The following is a 23,331-nucleotide window of genomic DNA, read 5'->3' on the forward strand; positions in this document are numbered from 1 at the left end:
TAACGCCAAGCTCATCCAGATGGGATTCTCGTCTCTCGCGGAGAGATACCACGCGCTTAAGTCTGAGTGAACCGCCCGGTGCGGACCCGCATGCCGGGTGGTGTGGGAGGCGGGGCCGGTAACGACCCCGCCTACCCGATCTCAGCCCTCAGCCCTGCCTAAGATCCATGGCACTTCTTGTACTTCAGGCCGCTGCCGCACCAGCATGGGTCGTTTCGGCCGAGGGTGCCCGGGTCCACACCCATGCCAAGGCTGGCGGGGTGGGGGAGACCGGCGACTGCGGCGGCGTTTGCGATGGTTTGCATCACCCCGGGATCGGCGCCGACCAGCATCGGGTCCATCATCCCGTCGGAGCCGATCTCCATCGGGTTCAACAGGCGCGGCGGCGGCGGAGGAGTGGGCTGCACCTGAACGTGGAATACGTATTTCACCACGTCGTCGGCGATGCTGTCCTTCAGGCTCTGGAACATCTCGAAGCCTTCCTTCTTGTAGGCCACGAGAGGGTCCTGTTGGCCGTATGCGCGCAGGCTGACGCCCTCGCGCAAGTGGTCCATATTTGAGAGATGCTCAACCCACTTGGAATTGACGACCTGGAGGACAACCCACCGCTCGATGTCCCGCATCAGTTCGCTGCCCAGTTCCTGCTCGCGCTCGGCATACAACGCCAGCGCGTTCTCCGTCAGGAAGGCCAGAAGTTCGTCGTGGGTCTTGCCCTTCAGATCCTTGTGAGACGCCTTGAATTCCAGCGGGAAGTAGCCGTTCAGGTAGTCGAATAGCTCGTCGAGATCCCACTCGGTCACCGGCAATTCGGCGCTGGCGTGGACGTTGACGCCCAGGCCGACGGTCTCTTCGATGTAGCCCTTGATTGTCTCGGACATATCGTGACCGTCCAGCACCTGGCGGCGCGCGCCGTAGATGACCTTGCGCTGCTCGTTCATCACGTCGTCGTACTCGAGAACGTGTTTACGGGTTGCGAAGTTGTTCTCTTCAACGCGCTTCTGGGCCTTCTCGATGGCCGAGGTGAGCAGGCCGGCCTCGATGGGCGCCTCCTCTTCCCACGTGGCATTCAGCAGCCACCGTCCCCGGTCGCCGAACAAGCGCCATAGTTCGTCTTCCAGGCTCAGAAAGAAGCGGCTTCCGCCGGGATCGCCCTGGCGGCCGGAACGGCCCCGCAACTGGTTATCGATGCGCCGTGATTCGTGACGCTCCGTGCCGATCACGTACAGGCCGCCGAGCCTGCGGACCTCCTCGGCGCGACGCCGACGGTCGGCGTCCAGAGCGGCTTTCTCCTCGGCCGTCAGCACCTGCGCCTCGTGAACGATCTCCTCGCCCTGTTCATCCAGTTCGACCTCGTCAACGAGTTCTACATCGGAGCCGCCCAACAGGATATCGACGCCGCGGCCGGCCATGTTCGTGGCGATGGTACACGCGCCGGGCCGTCCCGCTTCCGCGATGATGGACGCTTCCTTTTCGTGGTATTTCGCGTTCAGCACGTTGTGCGTGATGCCGTTCTTCAGCACTTCGGTGAGCCGGTCAACGTCCGGCACCTCGAAAATGCGGCTCATTTCCTTCAAATTGGCCGGGTCCATCGGATCGAGCTTGATACCAAGCGCCTTGGCCGCCGGGCTGAGTTTCGCGACCCACAGATCGTCGAATTTGGTGTTCAGTAATGCGCTGAGTTCCTGCTTCTTGCTCTTGTCGATGCCCTTCGCCTTGGCAAGGGCATCCTGAAGCACGAAGATGAGGCCAAGCGTCTGCAGGCGCTCGTTCTTGAGGCGCTCGCTCAGGCGTTCGGACACTTCAATGCTGCGGGTGCCGACCAGCATCGGTTGCAGAGCGCAGTGTAGTTTCAGAATCTCCGCGGCGACGCCGCGGAACTTGGCTTCTTCCGTCTTGTAGATGACGTCCGCCATGTCCTTGCGGATCATCGGGCGGTTGGTGGGGACCTGCACAACGTCCAGGCCGTAAATCTTGCGGAGTTCAGTCTCCTCGGTCTTTGCGGTGCCGGTCATACCGGCCAGCTTGTTGTAAAGGCGGAAGTAGTTCTGGAAGGTGATGGTGGCAATGGTCTGCGTCTCGGACTCGATCTTCACGCCTTCCTTCGCTTCAATGGCCTGGTGCAGGCCGTCGGAGTAACGGCGCCCGAACATCATGCGGCCGGTGAACTCGTCAACGATGACGACCTCCCCTTCCTTCACGACGTATTCGATGTCCTTGCGATAGCACGCCCTGGCCTTCATGGCCGCGCCGATATGGTGCATCACGGCCATGTCGTCGGCGACGTTCTTCACGCCCAGCAGCATCTCGAGCTTGGCGATGCCGGCGTCGGTCGGCGTGGCGGTCTTTGCCTTTTCATCTACGACGAAGTCTTTCTCCTGCTCGCGCTTCTCTTCATCCGAGAGACGGTCCCGATCCTCCGCTTCGACTTTCTTGCCTTTTTCCAGGCGGGCAACCGCGCGGTCCACACGGTAGTACATCTCGGATGAGTCTTCCGGCATGCCGGCGATGATGAGCGGCGTCCGGGCTTCGTCGATGAGGATGCTGTCCACTTCGTCTACGATGGCGAAATAGAGTTCGCGCTGCACGAGTTCATCGTGGCTGAACGCCATGTTATCCCGCAGGTAGTCGAACCCGAATTCGTTGTTCGTGCCATAGGTGATGTCGGCGAAGTAGGCTTCCCGTCGGCTGCAGACGCGAAGGTGGAGGAGGCGCTGTTCGTGCGTCTGGGAGGGGTCGAACATGAACGACGGGCTCATTCCTTGCTCCGCCGTGGACGACGCGCCCTGGATCAGGCCGACGGACATGCCCAGGAAATGGTACACCGGGCCCATCCATTGGGCGCCGTGCTTTGACAGGTAGTCGTTCGCAGTCACAAGGTGGACACCGTGCCCGGCGAGCGCGTTCAGGTATATCGGAAGCGTGGCGACAAGGGTCTTGCCTTCACCGGTCTTCATCTCAGCGATGCGCCCCTGGTGGAGGACCGTTCCGCCCAGGACCTGAACATCGTACGGACGCTGGCCAAGGGTGCGCCTGGCGGCCTCGCGGACCACCGCGAACGCTTCGGCGTGTATCTCTTCTAGCGCGGCCTGTTCCGCTTTGAAGACCTGTTTGGCGTGAGCCTCGACGGCGTCTCGCGTGTCGACGCCGTCCGGCAGCGGTGGGACGGCGGCCGCGGCATCTCGGACGCGCTGGCGGAACTCGACCGTCTTGGCGCGCAGTTGGTCATCAGTCAGCGCTTTTGTCTGCGCTTCCATGGCGTTGACCTGATCGACAAATGGTTGAACTTTTCGGACTTCGCGATCGTTGCTGTCCCAGAGTTTCCTCAAGAGGTTCTGCATAGGTTGGCTCCCTGTGTATGGCAATCGTCGTCAGCCGAGCCGAACGGCAGGCCGACGCGCAAATATGCGTGCGGGCGGCCCATAAGGCCGCGGGTGGATGTGTTGACGGGGGATCAGCCGATCGCGGGTGGCGCGCGGAGGCCGGTGGGCCGTTCGAGGATGCGGTCCTGGAGGGGGGTGTCTTCCCGGAAGGCGATGGTGGCCTTGGGCCGGCGCGCGGGAACGATATAAACTCCGCGCACGGGGCGGCAGGCGGTCACGCTGCGCTGCGTACGCGCCATCGCGCGCCCGGCGCCCGGCATCGCCCGGAGGGACGACACGAACGGAGGCGGCGCGACGGAGTCGCGAGAGCCGTGCAATACCGTGCCCGGCAGGAGCACGCTCAGCAGCGCAATCAGGAAGAGATGTCTTCTCACGATGATATTCTATCACTTATCGCGGGCGGAAAGGGAGCGGAAGGCGTTGGTGTGGGATCGCCTCGGTGGTCAGGCAGCAAGGGCCAGCACGGAACGAGCGGCGGGACGCCGGCTTCCGGGCCAGGAGCAAGACCGCAGGGCGCCGGGGCGTACCGCGGATTGCGGGCGTAATTCGGCGCAAGCCTCTGCGCTACAGATAGAGGGTCATCTCCTGAACGCCGGCCGTCTGAGTGTCCGCCGGGACGAGGTGGGCCTCGGTGAGATCGCGGGTTACTCCGGCCGTCGTGTGACTCGCCTTAACCTTGCCCTCGGCGGGACCAACCCACATCAGCCGCACCGGGTTGCCCCCCGGGTGGCAGAAGCGGGAGATATCCAGCTGAGTCGTCCCCTGCAGAGATCCGGCCGGAGCGCCGTTCACGGTGACGGTCAACTGCCCCATCACAATGTCGGCGGATAGGAGCGTCTGGTTCTCGGTTGGCGCCGCATTTGCGACGGGCGCGGGTGCGATTTCTGTAGGCGCCGGGACCGTCGTAGCCTGATGCGGCTTGAAGTCGCGCATCGCATTGAATGTGGGAATGGACATGAGCGCTGCGATGCCCAGGCCCAGCGAACTCGCGATTGTGTATGTGACTAGACGGTTCATTGCCCCTCCGTTTCCGCCATCGATCTCCTGATTCCTTGTGCCACGTTCCGCCCAAGTTCTAACAGGCTTCGAGGGTGCTATCCTCATGCACGGGTAATGAAGTATGCGGCTGAGCGTCCTCATCGTCAATTGGAATACGCGGGATGACCTCGAACGGTGCCTGACCAGTTCCGCGTTCCGAGTTTCGAGTCCCGAGTTCCTGGTTCCTGGTTCGGAGCCCGACTCGGAACTAGGAACTAGAAACTCGGAACTGATAGTCGTCGATAACGCAAGTACCGACGGGAGCGTGGAGATGCTCGCCCGGAGTTTCCCGAACGTCACAGTGCTGGCGCTCGACACGAATCTGGGTTACGCCCGAGGGAACAATCTGGCCGCCGAAGCCGCCAATTCTGATTGGCTGCTATTTTTGAATCCGGACACGGTGGTGCCGGCGGATACCCCTGCCGCGTTGATCCGGTTTCTGGAGGGGCACCCGCGCGCGGCCATCGCTGCGCCGAGGCTGGTTTCTAAGGACGGCAGCACGCAGGCATCGATACGCGGGATGCCAACGCCGGTGGCGATGTTCGCGGCGTGGCTGCATCTGGACCGTCTCTTCTCGCGCGCAGAGGCGTTCACGTCGTACCGCCTGCCGGGATTCGATTATGACCTGACCCAACAGGCGCCGCAACCCATGGCGAGCGCGTGGATGGTGCGGCGCGCGGCATGGGAGGACGTCGGACCGTTCGATCCGGCGTTTCCGTTGTTCTTTAACGACGTGGACTGGTGCCTGCGCGCACTGGACAAGGGCTGGGAAGTTTGGTACGTAGCAGATACCCGCGTTGAGCATCGGGGCGGCGCCAGCACCAGCCAGGTGAAGCCGCGCGCGACGTGGGAATCGCACCGGGCGATGGCGGCTTTCTACCGAAAGCACTATTCCAAACGCCTCGGGCCGCTGATGTTGGCGATTTGCGTGGCCGTCATCCGGGCGGTTGGAGCCGTCCGATATCTCTGGTACAGATATTCGCGGTAGGTCGGGCCTTCGTGCCCGACGAAGGTTGGGATGCTCGGTGTCGGGCACGGAGGCCCGACCTACTGACTACTGACTACTGCCTACTGCCTACTGTCTACTGACTACTGTCTACTGCCTACTGTCTACTGACTACTGCCTACTGTCTACTGACTATCAACAATGAACCTGTCTGTCATCATCTTGAACTGGAACGCGCGAGAGTGGCTTGAGCGCAGCGTGGGCAGCGCGCTCGCCCAGGACATCGGCGCGCGCACGTTCGAGGTGATCCTTGTGGACAACGCGAGTACGGATGGCAGCGTTCAATTCGCCCAGGACTCGTTCCCGCAGCTCACGATCATCGCCCTTGACGAGAATCTGGGATTCGCGGCGGGAAACAACGTCGGCATGGCCGCCGCGCGTGGCGATGTGGTTCTGTTGCTGAACCCGGATACGATTTCCCACCCGGGCGCTTTCGCGGCGATTCTGGATTTCATGGAGGCGCACCCGGCCTGCGGAATCGCGGGCCCGAAACTCCTGAACAAGGACGGGACGCTCCAGTACTCCTGCCGCCATTTTGCCAGGCTTGAGGCGGGGTTCTTTCGAAACACGCCGCTGGGTCGACTGTTTCCGCGGAACCGCGCGACGCGCGACTACCTGATGAAGGATGCGCCCCACGATGAACCGATGGTCGTGGACTGGGTGAGCGGCGCGGCAATGGCGATCAGGCGGGAGGTGATCGACGCGGTAGGAACGCTCGACGAGGAATTCTACATGTATGTGGAAGATGTCGATCTGTGCTACCGGGCCAAGCAGGCTGGCTGGCAGACGTGGTATGCGCCGGCCGGGGTAATCACGCACGCGATCGCCCAGAGCAGCGACAAGAACCCCCGCCCCATGATCATCGCCTTCCATAAGAGCATGTTCCGGTTCTTCCGCAAGCACTATCTCGGCACGCTTTATCCCGGCTGGCTCACTCCCATCGTGGCGGTCGGGCTGACAGTACGGGTGGGCCTTGTGATCGCTCTGGGCTACTGGAAGGACCTTACCGGGAAGGGACCCGAAAAGGCATCGATTCCGCCGGAGCAGCAAGAGGATCGGAAATGAACCGTTCCCTGCTGAAATACCTGTGGTTTGGGCTGTTATGCGCCAACCTGGGGTTTGCACCGTGGCTCGGCGGGCAGTGGAGCGGCGTTGGCCCAGCCGTCGGCCGGTCGCTGGCAGCCGTGGCCGGGCTGGCATGGCTGGCTGATCGCCGCCGTGACCTGAGATTTCCCCGTCCTGCCTTCTGGCTCTGGGGATTCATAGCCTGGTCGGTGGTGACTGTGGTCGGTCAGACGAGCCTTCATGCCAGCCTTCTTGCGTTGAGCGATCTTGTGTCGTACGCTGTACTTTTCGTGCTGGCCGCCGATGCGTCGGACGATGACCTCCTGCGTCCGCTGGCGCTCTGCGCGCTGTTTGCGGGGTGCGCCGTCGCAGCGGGTATAGGCATCGCGCACTCGGTCGATAGCGGGCCGGGGTGGCGTGAGTTCGGCCCGTTCGCGACGCCAAACCTCTTCGCGTCCTACCTCGTGACGCTGTTGCCTGTGGCCTTCCTTATGGCCGTCCGGTCGCTGCGGAAGGACGTTTCGCTTCCAGGCGACCGGCGGACACCCGCGAACGTGGCATCCGTCATGCTGGGCATCGTGGCCATGGCGGTCGGATTCACCGCGCTTTTACTGACAGGGTCCAAGGGCGCGGTAGGGGCGCTCGTCGCGGCCGTCGTTGTTGTGTTTGCCATCGCTCGACCGTGGCGGCAGTTGCGCGGCGCGATGGTAGGCATGGCGGTCCTTGTCCTGGTGTTTGCCACCGGCATCGGAGGGCGAACCCTCCTGGGTCGCGTCGAGAGCGCCGGAACGACCGAAGTACATTCAACACAGTTCCGCGTGCTCACTTGGAAGGGCGCCGCCCGTATGGCAGCCGCGCATCCGCTCATAGGGACGGGCATTGGCACCTTCGGCGCCGCATTCAATCGCTATGCCATCGCCGGTTGGACGCAAGCCGCTCACAACGCTTACCTGCAGGCCGCGGCCGAGACGGGGGTTCCGGGGTTGGTCCTGTTTCTCGTGGCGCTGTGCAGTGCGGCGGCGGGCCTGCTCACCAGGGCGCGCGGAGGCTCGCTTGTTGCCGCCGGGGCTCTCGCCGGCCTCGTCGCGGCCGCGCTGCACAACGGAGTGGATTACGGCTGGTCGCTCTGGGGCCCCAGTGCGGCCATGTGGGGCCTCATCGGCCTCGGACTGGGGTCAACCGGCGCCCTGAAGTCCCCCAGATGGCTGACGGCTGCGATCGGCATCGCGATGGCGGCGACCCTCGTCGGCGGCCTCCTGGTGGCGAATGCCGCCGCCTTATCGGAAGCTGCGCTGGACCGGACCAGCAATATGACTCCGATTCAACGGGTGGTTGCGCTGCGTTCGGCGCGGGCGCTCGATCCTCTGGATGGGCTTCTGGCGCGTGAAATGGGCGTGGCGCTGGCACAAACCGGTGCGCGGCAGGACGCCCTTGGCGCCCTCGGCGAGGCCACCCGGCTGTCGCCGTTTGACGCCGTGGCGTGGCGCTTGTACGGCGAAGCGCAACTCGGTCAACCGGATGAGGCGCGCAAGGCGTTCGCCCGCGGGCTCGCTGTGTCGCCGCACAGCCTGAAGATCCTGCTCGACCTTGCGTCGCTTGAGGAGCAGGCCGGAAACCATGAAGCGGCGCTCAACGATTACAGGACCCTCGTATCGGTTGCAGAGGGGCCGGTGGGACAGTACCCGGCGACCCCAGAACTGGTGGACGATGAACCGCTTTACGCCTATGCCGCGCTTGCCACCGACGCAGACCATCACCAGGACGTCGCGACCGCGCAACGCTATCGCCGCGCGCTCATCGCGCTCGCCGATCGGTATCTGTCGAACCGTGAAAAGTACCCGATGATCTGGAGGGCGACCGGCAAGGACGACCCACGGGAACTCGCTGCGGTTCAAAGCCTGCGCGCGAGGGCGGAGGCCGCACTCGTCGGAGCCCCGTCCCGTTAGGATGGGCTGCGGGGACGGGGCCTTCCGGCGTCATTGACCAATGAGATAGTTCACCGCCTCTCCCATTGGGAACTGCGCCCGCGTCTCGTTGTACACAACCCAGCGCGAGCCGTCGTACCAGACCCCCATCGGAGACGGGTTCACGGAATAGATCCCATCGTGCTGCGCAAGCAGGATGGCTGAAGGATTTCCGTTCAGCCGCGCATCGTCGAGGTACAGACCATAGCCGTGGTAGTCGTTGCCGGCGGAATGGACCGCCCGCCCGCCGGACCCGTCGGCATCCACGTAGAAGTACCTTTCCCCGTTCAGCATGTCCGACGCGTTTTCGCTGTAGGCGCTCCACGATGAACCGTCGTAGCGTACTCCGAGCGCTGTGCTGCCGAATGTGCTGACGAAGTGGTGCGTCGCCAGGACGTTGGCGGAACCGTTGTGGTTGAGTTCCGGCGCGGCGAGAAGAACGCCCCATGGGAACGGCGACGACTCGGCGGAGCGTGTGACGGTATGGACCTGCGGACCGAATGAATAGTTGAACGTCTCGCCGTCGGCCATAATCCCTGCGTCGTCGTTGGCGATGACCCACTTGTGGTCGTTCGGCGAATACCACACAGCCGTCGGGCCGTTGTATGCGCCCACGAACCGGTGGGTGGCAACCAGGTGGGCGTCCGCCCAGTTGTTCAGTCGAGGATCATCGATGAAGACGCCGAACCATGAGAACCGGTTCGTTACGTTGCGTGTTACCGCTCCACTTCCTGCGTGAGGGATGAGCGCGCTCCGCGCCAGGCGGACGGCATCGAGGATGTCGATGCGGCCGGCGGAGCTTCCCGTATTCACGGCGTCCAGGTAGGCGACGATGTCGGGGTTGGTCCCGGCAAGTCCGCCCGCGATGCGGAGTACCTCGATCATACCCTCGGCGATCAGGGTCACGCGCGTCGTGGCGGTCTGGCTGCCGCGGTCCGCCACGATGAGCTGCACCAGGTAAGTTCCCGGCAGGTCGGGGGTGAAGGATGGTGTTGAGGTAGTAGCGCCGCTCAGGACAGCCTGGCTACCCTCCGGCTTATAGACGAAGACCCACAGATAGGCGAGCGCTCCGACGCCGTGTGACGCGGTTCCGTTGAGCATCGCCGGCACAAACACCGCCACCGCATGGTCCGGTCCGGCATCGGCCACCAGCACGGCCGGCCGGATGTTGAGGACGACGCTGGCGGAGCCCTTCAGCCCGGCGATGTTTGTCGCTTCGAGTGTGACGGTTTGGTCGCCCGGGGGCAGGGATGCGCTGGAGGAACCCCCAGTGCCGATAGGGGTTGCGACGGCGGAAGACTGCCATACCAGTGACGCGCCGGAAAGGTCGCCGTCCTGAAGGTCGATGGCTTCGCCGTTCAGTGCAACGGTCTGGTCCGTTGTGAAGCTCGCACCGTTGCCTGGCGTAGTGATGTGGACGTTGGGCGCCTTGACACGGATGGTGAAGACGGAGTCTGAATCGTCCCAGGCAGTGTTGACGCCGTCTGTTGCGATCACCCTGAACAGAGCCGTCGCGCTGCCCGGCAGGGTGTCCGTGTTCACCTCGTAAGAGGTTGCCGTGATGCTGGAGTCCACAACTCTCCAAGTGACGCCTCCATCCGTGCTGTAATGCAAAGCGTAGGTCAGGCTGTCGGCATCAGCGTCGGTGGCGGTCCATGTGACGGTGGCGATTGCCGAGTTGACGCACCCGAGGCACTCACCGCCATTTGGATAGATGACCCGCACCTGCGGCACGCTGCGAGAGACCTCGCGGGAGGCCAGGACCACGTCGTCACGCAGAATCAGGATCCGCCCCGTGCCCTCCGCCCACGGTACGACCTCCGACATCGAGGCGTGGAAGTCGTCACCGGAGACAGCTTCGGTGTCCACCATGGGCTCGAAACGGTATCTGGCGAGGACCGTGCCAAGTCGGTTGACCATCACGATGTAGTAGTGGCTGACGTCCGGCGATCGCCTTGCCGCCAGCCACGGCAGTCTCCAGAACGGCCTCAGTACGGCCGTCTCCTTCGTGAGGTTCATCGTGGCGCTGACGAGCAGCCAATCGCCCGCCGCCATCGACCGCGGTACTGGCCCCGCGGAGGGATTTTCAGCCCTCAGTCGATTGAGGATGCCGCTGTAGGTGAAATCGGACATCCACTCACGGTCGCAGTAAGTCATCACGTCCGTCCAGATGTCCGATGGGTATACTGCGGGGGCGATGCTCAGGCTCGGGTCTCCCACATCATACCCGAACAGGGAGAAGTAGTTGGGTCCATCGAGGAGACCGTTAGGATAGGGGTATGCCACGTATCCGCTTGGGCAGAACGTCCAGATGAAGGTGAAACACTCATTCGCGCCGCAGTACTTCGCGTGGAATCGGCCGAATGTGTGGCCGATCTCGTGGCCGCCGTACCAATCCCCGTAGGAACCGTCGGTGTCCCAGCCCCAGTTGGGCCCGGTCGGCCCTGAGGCTACCTTGCTCGGAATGCCGTCGGCCTTGCCGCGCATGAAGCCGCCACCATCGGCGACCATCCCGTAGTAATGCGTGTGGCTGTCCACGGCGCCGTTACCGGACGTTTCCATACTGCGGACGTCCTGCAACTGGGAGTTGATGTCATCGGCGTCGAAATTGCCGGGAGCGCCGTTGCGAACACCCAGGACTCCTTGCAAAAAACTCACGTTCGCCGTCGGGTATGCCCGGCGGAGCCAGGAACTGAGGTGATCAAAATCGGTCTGGGTGGGGGCGAACACAGTGGTGGTTCCATTCGGCATGTATGGTACCGATATCGCGCGGATGCGCACGGTCGGCGCGGTCACGAAGTTTGCGTAGATGAAAAAGCCACTGCCTGTCTCCTCGAAGAGGTCGCCTTTAATTGCGAGTGAGCCTTCACAATCGTCAGTGTTCGCGTCCTGGAGTGAAATGTGAACCCGTCCCTCGGTGGTCCACTCCGGGGGGAGATCGAAATTCAGGGATGCGGTTGCGTCGCGCCGCAGCGAGTCGAGTGTCGCGGTGCTGTTAAGCGTGATGCGGTTTGATGACGCGAGGTTGTACGGTGGTATGCCGGGGCCGAGGAAGAGGTAATCAGGCGCGCCGGGGCGGTTGGCGTAGACGTGCCCCGAGATGTTGGCGAGAGATGTCGCCCCATCCAATCGGAGATAAACGCGGAGGACCGTCCGCTTGCCCGCGATGAGCGGAACGTGGTGATTCATGTCCTGGATCGTCTGCGTCACCTCACCGCCGAGGACGGTTACCCGCACAGTGTTCGGGATGGGGCTGTAGGTAATGGTGCGGGAGGCCTGCGCGGTGCTCTTGCAGTCGCGGACCTCGTCAAGGATGGTATTGACGCCAGGCGTGAGGGCCTCGTAGATCCAGGTGGGCCCGAGCCGGCTGGAACCGGTGAAGGTGGTGACCCAATACGGGCCGCCTCCGCTTGGTCCGTAGATGGAGATCGTGCGCATGGCTGCCGGATCGTCGGATGTGGCGTTGTCCTCCAGCAGAAACCGGTTGCAGCGCACGGTGGCGCCCGGCGCCGGATTGAGGAGCGATACGCTGGGGAACGCCGTCGCGGTGCACGGCGGTGGCGGACCGATAGTGTCGAACTCCAGGTCGTCTACCGCCAGACCATTCATGTCCAGGGTCGATGGATCGAACGCCACCTGTACCATTCGAATCACCGGGTTGATGGTGCTGATCACCAGATTTGTGCGGATGAGTGTGGGGCCCGTGCTGGCCGAGAGCGTGGCCGATGCGGTGGCCACGAGGTCACCGAACTGGTTGAAGCCTTTGAGCGTCACATTCTGTGATGCGGCAAGCGCGCCGGAGCATCCAACCCATACGCCGACACGCGCCTGCCCGGTAGTGAAGTTGGCCTGGATTGGCGTGGTGCAGAACTCGGCGCCGTAGCACTGCTCAATTGCATTGTTGCCCGAGTGGGCGAAGTTGAGGATGGGTGTCGGTTTGGTATAGTCGAACACGGTGGGGCTGTTAAACGTGACCCCCAGGGAGGAGTACTGTGTTGTCACGGGGACGGCGAGGCCGCTGCCGTGACCATTGGCCGGAAGGTCGTCGAAGTTGATGACCGCGGCCGGTACGGCGGCGCAAACGGCCAGAATGAAGGCGCTAAGGACACCAAGGCGAAGGACGGAACGGCACATAATCCCTCCTCTCCAGGTTCTGCCGCGTATCTGCGACAGTTGCGTCCAGAAGACGAAGGGATTATGCCACCGCCCGAATGCCTTTGCCCACGTTTGTCAGAACTTTGGAACCCCGTTTTCGATGACGATGGTCCCGTCTACGGTCAGGGTCGGCTTCGTAAAGACGCCGTCCGCGTGGTAAGGGACATCGCAGGTGCCGCCGAAATGGGCGTTGTTGCCCAATGCGATATGCACAGTGCCCAACACCTTTTCGTCTTCGAGAACCTTGCCTGTTATGATGGCCCGATCATTGGTTCCCACACCCAGCTCGGCGACGCAGTCGGCGCCCTTGCCGGCGGCCGCCCAGTTGTCTCGCAACTGTTGGGCGCCCTCGCCCTCGACGGCCACCACCTTCCCCTTTGAGAAGGTGAACGTTACCGGGGAGGCCAGAACGCCGAGGCCGGCCATCGAGGCGTCCACCACCAGCGTGCCCTCGGCCGTGCCCTCGACCGGCGCCAGGTACGCTTCACCGGCCGGCAGATTCCCGAAATCGCCCGGCGTGTGATACAGTCCCGTGTCCGGCGTCCCGGACCGGCCGGCGATGCTGAATGAGAGGTTCGTTCCCAGCGGTGAGGAAATCTGAACGTTGTTCCCGGCATTGAGGATGGCGGCCACGGACCGGCTGCGCTCGGCGACCCGCTCGTAATCGGCAGTCAGCGTACGGGCGAACATCGCCTCCGTGATCCCCGGCATGCTGGCGACGCGGGCGCCGGCCGTGCATGCCGCGGTACGGGCGCGGGTATGGGAGAGTGACCACGTTGTCGGGATCAGCACAATATCCGCGCCATGCATCGCCATCGCCACGGCTTCCGGCGGTTCCTGGCCGCTTCTCTCGCGCGGCGGCATCGTCATACGGATCGCCTCAAGGCCCAGGGCGGCCGCGGCGTCGATCAGCGCAATGGAGACGACGTTACTGCGAACGTCATCAACCACCAGTACGCTTTCGCCGGCATGCGCGCCCATGCATTTCAAGAGCAGTGTTTCCGCCGCGTTTCTCAATTCGCTCACTTGATTACCTCGTTTCGTCCAATGGCTGTCCCGCAGGCATTGTAACCCCGCCGGTGGGCGCGGACCAAACGCTATGATGTGTGAAGAGAGCGGTGCCGCGCCGGACACCCGCCACTCCAAACCCTATGGTCGATCTGCACACACACGTGATGTTCGGTTGGGACGATGGCGCCGGGACGATCGAAGACTCGGTCGCGATGGCGCGCCTAGCGTCCGACAACGGGACGAGGATCATGGCCGCAACCCCACACCTCGTCTGGTCCGGTGTGACGGTCGATCCGCAGACTATCCGCGACCGGGTTGCGCAACTGAACGAGAGGATCGCCCAGGAGGGGATCGATATTCGTATCGTGGTGGGGTGCGAGGTCCCGGCGCTGTGGGACCATTTCAACCTCATCAAGCACAAGAAGGTTCTTACGCTGGGCGAGGGGAGCGCGCTGCTTTTCGAAGTACCGTCTCACCAGCACCCCCTTCGATTTGCCGATCTGATTTTCCAGGTCCGGATGACCGGCCTTACACCGCTGATGGCGCATCCGGAACGGTCCACGCCATTCCTTCAGAATCACGATCTATTCCGCGCTACCATTGATGAAAGCATACCGGTGCAGATTACGGCCGGCAGCCTGCTCGGCGCATACGGAAAGAGCGTGGGAGGTTTTGCGTGGGAGATCGTCAGGCAGGAGCGCCCTATCGTGATCGCGTCAGACGGGCATGGAGTGGAACATCGGCGCCCTCGCCTGGGTTCGGCCCATGCGATGCTGGCGGGCGAACTGGGCGAAGAGGCGGCTGATCTCATGTGCCGGGGCAATCCGGCGGCCCTGCTGGAGGGCAATCCGATTCAGATCGCTCGAATTTCGCGGAAAGCGCCGCCCGAGGGGTCGAGGGGTCTGGCGGGGAGGATCCGCCGCGCGCTCAGGCGTGACTAGGCGCAGTCGCTTCGAAAAACCGCGCGTTCCGTGGGACAGGCGTAAAGGGAAGAGGGGTAGACAAGAGATGTGGGGCAAAGGTGACCGGGTCTTGAAGGGCAAGAATAAGCGGGCGATGGTTATGGAGCGCATGCCTGAGGAGATGGTTGACAAAGGGTTCAAGCTGGGAGAACGACTGGGCGGAGAGCAGCTTCCGACGAAGTATCAGTCGTATACAACCGGCGGAGCGGCCTACGACGGTTTCAGCGCTCCGGAACACGTTGACGATCTCGAACTCTATTAGGGTGCAACTATGAACTGTGTTTTCTGCAAGATTGCCGCAGGCGAGATACCCGTGGACGAAGTGTATCGCGACGCGGACGTGGTGGCGTTCCGTGACCTGAACCCGCAGGCGCCGGTCCATATCCTGATCATCCCCACTCGGCACGTGGCCAGCGCCGCCGAAGCGTCTGAGGATGTGCTGGGCGCTCTGATGGCCGCGGCGGCCCAGATTGCGGGGGAGCACATCGACGGGAACGGCTACCGCATCGTCACAAACATCGGCCCGGACGGAGGGCAGAGCGTGGATCATCTGCACCTTCACGTGCTGGGGGGACGCAAGATGGGATGGCCCCCCGGTTAGTCAACCGGTCTGGAGTCGCACGTGGGCTTACATCAAGTCTGCCTGACACAGTCCGGCGTTGCCACACAGCGATACGCTGCCAGGCCTAACCGCGTCCGAGCACTGCAACTGCGCGTCTGCGATAAGAGGGGTCCGACCCCATGAAATCAGCAATCAAGCGAATGGTTCCCAAACCCCTTCGCAACGCCGCGTGGCGTTTCCTCGACGGTTTCCCGAATCCGTACACCTTCCGCCCTCGGCGATTCGCCCTCTCGGTCGTCTATGCCAAGCGAAAATGGATGGGTGAGCTCGAGATCGAGATGCACCCCTACTTTCTGGAGAAGTGGGTCCGACCGGACAAGGTGGCGTTGGATATCGGAGCGAATATCGGATGCTATTCATACGCCTTGTCGAAGATATGCCGGAACGTTGAGGCGTTTGAGCCCAATCCGCTCGTTGCGGAGGTACTGCAATCGCACGGCGCCCACAATATCCGCGTCCATATCGTGGGTCTGTCCAGCTCGGAAGGGTTTGCCGAGCTCCATATCCCCATTGTAAATGGGATCCCGCGATACGGGTGTGGCAGCCTTTCACAGGTATTCGGCGCATCGGAAGAGCGCTTCACAGTTCCGGTGAAGCGACTGGATGACTTCGGGTTTACCGATATCTCCTTCGTCAAGATCGACGTGGAGGGGCACGAGGCCGAAGTGCTGAAGGGCGGCGAAGCAACCCTTCGCCGGTGGATGCCCGCGCTCCTCATAGAGATTGAGCAGCGACACATGGCTTGCCCGGTGACCGAAGTCTTCAGCATCCCATTGGGTTGGGGCTATAAGGGCTTCTACCTCGACGAGGGCCAGGAGCACCCCATCTCGGAGTTTTCCGTGGCGCAACACCAAACCCCGTTCTCACCGACCGACCCTCGCTACATCAACAACTTTCTCTTCCGCGTATAGCGTCCTCAGGCCGATCTTGAAAAGGTATCGCTAATACGTAATGCTTCCAAACCAATGCCTCGATGTGCTAGCATGCGTTGCGGGGAACGGCCTCCGGCCGTTCCCCATTTCATTGTTGTCGCGCGGCCGGGAGCGCTTTGTGAGGTAAGAAGATGCCGACGATTGTGGTAGTGGGTATGCAATGGGGCGATGAAGCCAAGGGCAAGATCGTGGACGTAATGAGCCGCCGCGCGGACGTATGCGCGCGTTACAACGGCGGCCCGAACGCGGGGCATAAGATCGTTTTCGACGGACAGACGTACGTTCATCACGTTGTCCCGTCCGGGGTCCATAACCCGAACACACTCTGCCTCATCTGCGACGGAGTGGTGATCGATCCCAAGGAATTGACGGACGAAATCGCCGGCCTGGAAAAGCGTGGGGTCGCATTGACCAATCTGAAGATCTCGCAGGCGGCGCACGTAATCATGCCGTATCACAAGATGCTGGAGCGGGCCCTGGAATCCAGGAATGACGGCGGCAAGATCGGCACAACTCTACGCGGCATTGGTCCCTGTTACGCGGACAAGGCTTCGCGGTGGAGCGCGATCCGGGTTGGTGATCTGATCCACCCGGACCTCTTCCGACAGCGCCTGTCTCCGATCCTCAAGCACTATAACGAGATGCTGCAGTGCCTGTTCGGCTACGAACCGCTTGACCTGGTTTCGTTGCTTGAGGAGTACAGCGGATACGCGAATACGATCGCCCCGTACGTCACCGACACCGCCATGCTGCTGCAGGACGCCGTGGAAGCCGGGCGCCTCGCAGTGTTTGAGGGCGGGCAGGGGACGATGCTGGATATCGACATGGGAACATACCCCTATGTTTCGTCCTCCCATCCGATTGCCGCAGGCGCCTGTCTCGGCACCGGCATCGGCCCGCGCGACATCAGTGTTGTGATGGGCGTCGTCAAGGCTTACACGAGCCGGGTTGGCGAAGGGCCTTTCCCCACGGAGCTAAGCGGCGATATGGCCGTGCATTTGCGCGAGAAGGGTCGCGAGTACGGCAGCACGACCGGCCGACCGCGCCGCGTGGGTTGGCTCGACGGGCCGTGCCTTGAGTTCGCCGCCCGCGCCAACAGCGTATCCGCTATCACCCTCCAGAGCCTGGATGTACTGAGCGATTTCCCCTCGGTCAAGATCGGCCGCGGCTACCGCATCAACGGCAAGGAATACACGCGTCTGCCCGCCGACCGTACCCTCCTGAACCACGCGGAACCGATCTTCGAGGAGTTCGAGCCATGGACCGGCGACATCACCGGCGCCAAGTGCGTCGAGGATCTGCCGGCGCAGTGCCGCGCCTACATCGCGGCGGTCGAGAAGATCGTGCGCGTCCCGGTTGCCGTCGCCAGCGTCGGCCCCGGCCGGGACCAGACCATCTGGACTGAAGCCGGCAAGAAGATCGTCGGAGTTTGATCGGAATGAAATAGAGAAACGGGGAAATGATCCCTCATTCCCCCGTTTCTCTATTTCCGCTCTGCTGACGTAACCTCTCCTGTTCCATCGGCGTATCACCATTGTGACGCGGGGCTCCAGCCCCGTTCGATATGCCATGAAAGCGAGGGGACGCGATGAAGATGCGACCGGGGCCGAAGGCCATTCTGATATTTATCCTTGCGGTGGGGCTGGTGGGCTTCGGCTTCTGGGCGGGCAGAGGCTTTCCGCGAACCTGGGAGGCCGCGTTCCGCACCCAGGCGGTCGCTCCGGTGGCCCACGCAGTGGACGTTTCCCGCGTGAATGAACTTGAATCGCGCGTAACGGCCCTGGAAGGGGAAGTCGCCACCCTCAAGGATGCCGTCCGATCTGCGCGACAGGTGGCGCCGCCGGTGGAGCCGCGGCCACTGTCCTCCGAACCTCAAAGCGAGGGACCGTCTTTGCCGACCCCGTCGTCGGCTCCCCGGGACAGCAGCGCAGACACGGGCGTTGAGTACCGCTGAGTTCCGCACCCCTGACCCTTACCGCAGGCGGCCCGTCAGAATGGCTGCGTCGGGGTCAGGAACTCCCTTGCGGGGCAGATCGCGTGCTTGCCTTCCTGCGTGAGAAACCAGTCGTGGTTCTTCCAGGCGGAATGGCCGTCGCCAAAGACGCAGTTGCAGCCACCGTTATGGCGTGAGGCCAGCTCGTTCCAGACTTCGGTCCAAGTGGTACCCTCAGGCTCGATGTACGGGGCGCTGGAGTCGCTCCTGGGGGTCTTTACGAAATCCTGACACTCGGCGACCAGGATCACGCCGGAAGGGGTCTTCCACTTCGAGATCCGGTGGGAAGACGGGATATAGGACTGGCTGCTGTCCCCGAAGTTCTCCAGAAACTCGACGTTCAGAGTGTAGTGCCCCCAGATGTAAGGGTATCCCGCCTGGTTGGTCCAGTAATCTCCGGCCGGGTACGAGCTGCTGACGCGGGGGAAGGCGCCGGCCGCGAAAGTCTTCCTGTACGGTTTCGGCGCCCGGGACGCTGGGCATCCAAAGACGTCGCCGCTCTTGACGTAGCTGTCCAGGGGGCGGTGCCAATCCCACCAGTTCCACATCACCTGCTCTTCGTTGTCGTCGGCGTACATCATCAGCGCCCGCCCGATCTGATTCGTGTTGCTGAGACACGCCGTTGACAGCGCCCTCGAACGCGCTCTGGCAAAGACGGGAAAGAGGATGGCGGCCAGGATTGCGATGATCGCAATTACGACGAGAAGCTCGATCAAGGTGAATCCGCCGACGATTGGATCACGGTTCCGCTTCGGCATTTTGGATCTCCTTTGGAGGGATTATACCGCCAGCCGGTGATCTGCGCCCATCAGGCGTTTAAACCCGTGACCGCCACGCCCTCGATGAACGTCTTCTGGGCGAAGAGGAACAACAGGACGGGCGGAATGGTCACCAGCGTGGCGGCGGCCATCAGGGCGCTCCAGTCCGCGCCGTGTCTGCCCAGAAACGCGGTCAGTCCGAGCGCCAGCGTGTATTGCCGTTCATCGTGCAGGTAGACGAGGGGCCCAAGGTAGTCGGTCCACGTTCCCATAAAGGAAAAGAGCGCTACCGTGGCGAGCGCCGGCCTCGCCAGCGGCAGGATCACGCGTGCCAGGATCCCGAGTTCCGAGCAGCCGTCGATGCGCGCGGCGTCGCTGAGTTCCTTCGGGATGGTGAGGAAGAACTGCCGGAGCAGGAAGATGCTGAAGGCGCTTCCGAAAAATGCCGGGACGATGAGCGGCTTGAACGTGCCGGTCCAGTGGAGCCAGCGGAAGATGAGGAACACAGGGAGCATGGTTGCCTGCCCGGGCAGCATCAGCGTTGCCAGCATCACCACAAACAGCAGATCGCGCCCCTTCCACTCCAGCCGGGCGAATCCGTACGCCGGGAGCGAGCAGGAGATCACGACGCCGATCATCGTGGTGACGCACAGGAACAGGGTGTTGGCGGTGTAGTGTAGAAACGGGAAGGCCTGCGTGGCGCGCGAGTAGTTTCCCCATACCGGCGGCGTCGGAAACCAGATCGGCGGGAATGAAAACGTCTGCGCGTCCGATTTCAGCGACGTACTGACCATCCAGAAAAATGGTCCCAGGAACGCCAAACACACGACGGATAGAAACGCGTATCGGGCCGCGATTCCTGTCACCTTTACACGCATCGGCGTGCCCTCTGGAAATGAGGAAACGAAGAAATGGGGAAATGCGGGCGAAGGGATGGTAGTCTCTTACGCATCATAGTTTGCCTGCTCTTCGCGCACCTCAGTCAGCCATTTTCGCCGTTCTGTGATCAGAGAGTTAATCCAGCGTCTGGTAGAATCAAGTTCCTCCCGCATCTGCAGCGAGTCCTCATTGCTCATCAAGTTACGCGCTTCGGCCCTTCGGAGCCAATAGGACGTTTCCCTTAGGGACGCTCGGGAGATATAGCAGTAGTTCAGATTGTCTTTGTGATGGAATCGCGCGTCCCCTTCACAGAGATTCGCCCCAATAGAATCCGCCGCGCGGACAAGTTGCTTACCAACCGTATCGCGTGGAAGCGGACCCCATCGTAGCACGTTGGTCCAGATCCGGTCGATGAGGCGTTCAAGAGATCGAAACATCTCCATGTCGTCCACGCTCGTCCAAGAGACATCGCTCATATCACGCCCTCATTTCATCATTTCCTTGTTCCATCGCATCCGAGCTCATCCGTAGTGCACCCATTTCTTGCCGCTCCACATAACCAAGAGGCTCAGCGACAGGGTGATGGCGAACAGGATCCAGGCCATGGCGCACGCGTAGCCCATCTTGAAGTAGACGAACGCGTTGTTGAACAGGTAGTAGGCGTAATACGTGGTGGACATCTGAGGGCCGCCCTTGGTCATAACCTGGGCGTTGGTGAAATACTGGAACGTCCCGATAACGCCCATAATCAACTGGAAAAACAACACCGGGGAGATCATCGGGATGGTGACGTGGCGGAAGCGGCCGAGCGCGGAAGCGCCGTCGAGCGTAGCGGCTTCGTAGAGGTGCTTGGGCACCCCCTGAAGCGCCGCCAGGGTGATGATCATCCCCCCGCCAACGCTCCACACGTCCATGATGATGAGCGAGGGTTTCGACCACCGCGGGTCAACGAGCCAGTTGAGTTTGTGAATGTGGCCCGCGGCCAAAACGGAATTTGCCAGCCCGTATTGCGGGTTGAAGATCCACATCCACAGCATGGCGGAGGCCACGGCGGGGACGACGCTGGGCAGATATAGCATCGCGCGGAACGCGGCCATGCCTTTCAACCTTTGATTCAGCAGTGTTGCCAGCGCGAGCCCCATGCCGATCCCCAAAGGCAGCTCAAGAAACATGAATACCGTGTTGAAAACGGCGTAGCGCCAGAAATACTCGTCGCCAGTCAGCAGCTGGCGATAGTTCTCAAAGCCTACGTAGCGCGGGGGATGGAGGACGGGGAAATCCGTGAGGCTGTACCTGAACGATGCGATGACAGGGTAGAGAGTGAAAATGAGGAATCCGAGCAGCCACGGGCTGACGAATGCGAGGCCCATCAGCAGGCGTCTGCGGGCTGCCCTGCGCGCAGTGGGGCTGATGATCCGGTTGGAGGCTTGCGGGGTCGCTGATTGCATTGCAGTATATTGTGTTGCAAATTGAAGTGAGAGGCCATTCGCACCGCCGCACAGTGGCCTGTATCCGGCAGTCGACCATATTGTGCGGAACCGCGTCGCCGTCCCGCAGTGTTTGTCATGCGTAGAACCGCTTCGCGGTTGTGCGAAAGGAAGGCCCCGAAATGACAGAAACTTTCCCCAGGATGCCCCTGACAGCGGAGGACGACGACGGTAACGAGCTGGAGTGCGAGCTTTGCTGGGCGCGCCGCAACCCGCGTGAGGACGGCGCTGATCTCTATCGCAGCCTCATCGAACGGATTGGTGAGGACCCAACCCGTGAGGGCCTCATCAAGACACCCGAACGTGCGTGGAAGGCATTCGAATTCCTCACCGAGGGTTACCTGCAGGACGTTCGAACGGTCCTCAATAAGGCCGTGTTCCACGAGGACTACGACGACCTCGTCCTCGTCCGCGACATCGAGTTCTACAGCCTTTGCGAACACCATTTGCTTCCGTTCATGGGGAAGGCCCACGTAGCATACCTTCCGCAGGGCAAGGTGATCGGGCTCAGCAAGATTGCCCGGCTTGTGAATATGTTCTCGCGCCGTTTGCAGGTGCAGGAGCGCCTTACCCAGGAGATCGGACTGGCGCTGGAGGAAGCGATCCAGCCGGCGGGCGTCGCGGTGGTGCTGGAGGCGCAGCACATGTGCATGATGATCCGGGGCGTCCAGAAGCAAAGCAGCAGCATGGTCACCAGCTACCTCAGCGGCTGCTTCCGCGACGATCCGAAGAGCCGCGCCGAGGTTCTGGACTTCATCCGCAAGTGAGATATGCTGGCTCACCTCTCAGTCGCTGCGTGATCTACTGGATGCAGGCAGCACAGCGAGCGGACGATAACCCGGCCCTGAACGAAGCGATCCGGCGCGCCAACGCCCTTGGCGCGCCGGTCGTTGTCTTCTTCGCCCTCGATCCGGCGTATCCCTCGGCCAATGCGCGCCACTATGCCTTCATGCTGGACGGCCTTCGCGAAACCGAGGCCATCCTGGACAGCTCCGGAATACCGTTTATCCTCCGGCGCGTCTTACCCGAAGAAGGGATTTCGGTGCTGGCGCGGGAACTGAATGCGCTCGAGGTAGTCGCCGACATTGGGGCTCTGAGGCATCAGCGGGCGTGGCGCGAGAAGGTTTCGGCGACCCTGACGGTCCCCTTTATGCAGGTGACGACCAACACCGTACTACCTGCACATGCGTTTGGCCGCCTGGCGGCGACAGCCGGCATCCTGCGGCCATTTGTGCATCGCCATCTGCCCGATGTTGTCTGGGAGCACCCGCGCCCTGCCATAAACACGCCGATCCACGATTTGAACGTCCCGCGGATTCGCCTGGCGAAGCACACGACCGACGAATTACTTCGTCTACTTGGCTGCGATCGATCGGTGCCGCGTGTCGCGACTGCACATGGAGGTTCCTCCCCGGCAACGGCGGCGCTGAACACCTTCATCACCGAACGCCTGCCACGCTACGCTTCCGATCGCCACCGCGCCGAAACCAGCCGGCTGAGCGCCTACCTCCATTTCGGCCAGATAGCTCCCCACGCGATCGCCCGGGCCGTCATGCAGGCGGATTCGCCTCAGGATGCAAAGCATGCCTTCCTGGAGCAACTGCTTGTACGCCGCGAGTTGGCCCATAACTTCTGCTGGTACAGCGACACCTACGATCGCTTCGATGGTTGTCCCGAGTGGGGGAAAGCGTCACTCCTTGCCCACGCGGAGGATCCGCGGCCGGTAGTCTATACACGCGAACAGCTCGAAAGCGCCGATACGCACGATGAGTTCTGGAACACAGTCCAGCGGCAAATGGTCGAAACCGGCTTCATGCACGGGTATACGCGCATGGTCTGGGCGAAGAAGATCCTGGAGTGGAGCGAAACGCCCGAAGATGCCCACGCCACGGCTGTGTACTTGAACGACAGGTACCAGTTGGACGGACGTGACCCCAATGGATATACCGGAATCGCCTGGTCAATCGGTGGTCGTCACGACCGTCCGTGGCCCCAGCGCCCGATATTTGGGGCCATCCGGTATATGAGCACGGAATCGGCTCGGAGGAAGTTGGGCTTTTCAACCGCTTTCTGAATCCT

The 23,331-nt window shown here is 62.3% G+C and carries 20 protein-coding genes; 11 read left to right on the forward strand and 9 right to left on the reverse strand.

Annotation, left to right across the window (positions count from 1 at the left end):
• Positions 1 to 158: 158 nt before the first annotated feature.
• The 3 genes from secA to VGM51_03345 all read right to left on the reverse strand — a co-directional run bounded on the left by secA (position 159) and on the right by VGM51_03345 (position 4,397).
• On the reverse strand, positions 159 to 3,338 hold the full coding sequence (gene secA / locus VGM51_03335; GenBank protein ID HEY3412072.1) for a preprotein translocase subunit SecA: 3,180 nt from the start codon (positions 3,336 to 3,338) through the stop codon (positions 159 to 161).
• 113 nt (positions 3,339 to 3,451) lie between these two features.
• A complete protein-coding gene (locus tag VGM51_03340) occupies positions 3,452 to 3,754 on the reverse strand; it encodes a hypothetical protein (GenBank protein HEY3412073.1) in 303 nt (100 codons plus the stop codon).
• Positions 3,755 to 3,944: 190 nt separating this feature from the next.
• A complete protein-coding gene (locus VGM51_03345) occupies positions 3,945 to 4,397 on the reverse strand; it encodes a hypothetical protein (GenBank protein HEY3412074.1) in 453 nt (150 codons plus the stop codon).
• Between the two features lie 103 nt (positions 4,398 to 4,500).
• Here VGM51_03345 and VGM51_03350 point away from each other — a divergent pair, with 103 nt between their 5' ends.
• The 3 genes from VGM51_03350 (at position 4,501) to VGM51_03360 (ending at position 8,435) form a co-directional block, all read left to right on the forward strand.
• Complete coding sequence (locus VGM51_03350; GenBank protein HEY3412075.1) at positions 4,501 to 5,406, forward strand: glycosyltransferase family 2 protein; 906 nt, start codon at positions 4,501 to 4,503, stop codon at positions 5,404 to 5,406.
• A 159-nt stretch (positions 5,407 to 5,565) separates the two neighbouring features.
• Positions 5,566 to 6,489 (forward strand): glycosyltransferase family 2 protein, encoded by a 924-nt coding sequence (locus tag VGM51_03355; protein HEY3412076.1) that lies wholly within the window; start codon positions 5,566 to 5,568, stop codon positions 6,487 to 6,489.
• Positions 6,486 to 8,435: an O-antigen ligase family protein gene (locus tag VGM51_03360; GenBank protein ID HEY3412077.1), complete on the forward strand. Its 1,950-nt coding sequence runs from the start codon at positions 6,486 to 6,488 to the stop codon at positions 8,433 to 8,435. Before VGM51_03355 ends, VGM51_03360 begins: the two co-directional genes overlap by 4 nt.
• Before the next feature lie 30 nt (positions 8,436 to 8,465).
• On the opposite strand, the gene VGM51_03365 is transcribed toward VGM51_03360, so the two are convergent.
• Complete coding sequence (locus VGM51_03365; GenBank protein HEY3412078.1) at positions 8,466 to 12,587, reverse strand: hypothetical protein; 4,122 nt, start codon at positions 12,585 to 12,587, stop codon at positions 8,466 to 8,468.
• A gap of 96 nt (positions 12,588 to 12,683) precedes the next feature.
• Positions 12,684 to 13,634, reverse strand: a complete 951-nt coding sequence (locus tag VGM51_03370) for an aminopeptidase (GenBank protein HEY3412079.1) — start codon at positions 13,632 to 13,634, stop codon at positions 12,684 to 12,686.
• Positions 13,635 to 13,726: 92 nt separating this feature from the next.
• Here VGM51_03370 and VGM51_03375 point away from each other — a divergent pair, with 92 nt between their 5' ends.
• The 6 genes from VGM51_03375 to VGM51_03400 all read left to right on the forward strand — a co-directional run bounded on the left by VGM51_03375 (position 13,727) and on the right by VGM51_03400 (position 18,089).
• Complete coding sequence (locus tag VGM51_03375; protein ID HEY3412080.1) at positions 13,727 to 14,560, forward strand: CpsB/CapC family capsule biosynthesis tyrosine phosphatase; 834 nt, start codon at positions 13,727 to 13,729, stop codon at positions 14,558 to 14,560.
• Positions 14,561 to 14,651: 91 nt separating this feature from the next.
• The gene (locus VGM51_03380) at positions 14,652 to 14,843 is read left to right on the forward strand and encodes a hypothetical protein (GenBank protein ID HEY3412081.1); all 192 of its coding nucleotides are present in this window, start codon (positions 14,652 to 14,654) and stop codon (positions 14,841 to 14,843) included.
• Positions 14,844 to 14,852: 9 nt separating this feature from the next.
• On the forward strand, positions 14,853 to 15,182 hold the full coding sequence (locus tag VGM51_03385; protein HEY3412082.1) for an HIT domain-containing protein: 330 nt from the start codon (positions 14,853 to 14,855) through the stop codon (positions 15,180 to 15,182).
• A gap of 140 nt (positions 15,183 to 15,322) precedes the next feature.
• Positions 15,323 to 16,114 carry an FkbM family methyltransferase gene (locus VGM51_03390; GenBank protein ID HEY3412083.1) on the forward strand — a complete coding sequence of 264 codons (792 nt, stop codon included), beginning with the start codon at positions 15,323 to 15,325 and terminating at the stop codon, positions 16,112 to 16,114.
• A 152-nt stretch (positions 16,115 to 16,266) separates the two neighbouring features.
• Complete coding sequence (locus VGM51_03395; GenBank protein ID HEY3412084.1) at positions 16,267 to 17,568, forward strand: adenylosuccinate synthase; 1,302 nt, start codon at positions 16,267 to 16,269, stop codon at positions 17,566 to 17,568.
• A 155-nt stretch (positions 17,569 to 17,723) separates the two neighbouring features.
• Positions 17,724 to 18,089 (forward strand): hypothetical protein, encoded by a 366-nt coding sequence (locus VGM51_03400; GenBank protein ID HEY3412085.1) that lies wholly within the window; start codon positions 17,724 to 17,726, stop codon positions 18,087 to 18,089.
• A 35-nt stretch (positions 18,090 to 18,124) separates the two neighbouring features.
• Here VGM51_03400 and VGM51_03405 read toward each other — a convergent pair whose 3' ends face one another.
• The 4 genes from VGM51_03405 to VGM51_03420 all read right to left on the reverse strand — a co-directional run bounded on the left by VGM51_03405 (position 18,125) and on the right by VGM51_03420 (position 21,213).
• Positions 18,125 to 18,886, reverse strand: a complete 762-nt coding sequence (locus VGM51_03405; protein ID HEY3412086.1) for a prepilin-type N-terminal cleavage/methylation domain-containing protein — start codon at positions 18,884 to 18,886, stop codon at positions 18,125 to 18,127.
• Between the two features lie 50 nt (positions 18,887 to 18,936).
• A complete protein-coding gene (locus VGM51_03410) occupies positions 18,937 to 19,764 on the reverse strand; it encodes a carbohydrate ABC transporter permease (GenBank protein HEY3412087.1) in 828 nt (275 codons plus the stop codon).
• 66 nt (positions 19,765 to 19,830) lie between these two features.
• On the reverse strand, positions 19,831 to 20,241 hold the full coding sequence (locus tag VGM51_03415) for a four helix bundle protein (protein ID HEY3412088.1): 411 nt from the start codon (positions 20,239 to 20,241) through the stop codon (positions 19,831 to 19,833).
• 45 nt (positions 20,242 to 20,286) lie between these two features.
• Positions 20,287 to 21,213: a sugar ABC transporter permease gene (locus VGM51_03420; protein HEY3412089.1), complete on the reverse strand. Its 927-nt coding sequence runs from the start codon at positions 21,211 to 21,213 to the stop codon at positions 20,287 to 20,289.
• Between the two features lie 161 nt (positions 21,214 to 21,374).
• Here VGM51_03420 and folE point away from each other — a divergent pair, with 161 nt between their 5' ends.
• Positions 21,375 to 22,019 carry a GTP cyclohydrolase I FolE gene (gene folE, locus VGM51_03425; GenBank protein HEY3412090.1) on the forward strand — a complete coding sequence of 215 codons (645 nt, stop codon included), beginning with the start codon at positions 21,375 to 21,377 and terminating at the stop codon, positions 22,017 to 22,019.
• Positions 22,020 to 22,060: 41 nt separating this feature from the next.
• Positions 22,061 to 23,326 (forward strand): deoxyribodipyrimidine photo-lyase, encoded by a 1,266-nt coding sequence (locus VGM51_03430; protein HEY3412091.1) that lies wholly within the window; start codon positions 22,061 to 22,063, stop codon positions 23,324 to 23,326.
• Positions 23,327 to 23,331: the final 5 nt, after the last annotated feature.

It is taken from the genome of Armatimonadota bacterium (assembly GCA_036504095.1).
Classification (GTDB): domain Bacteria; phylum Armatimonadota; class DTGP01; order JAKQQT01; family JAKQQT01; genus DASXUL01.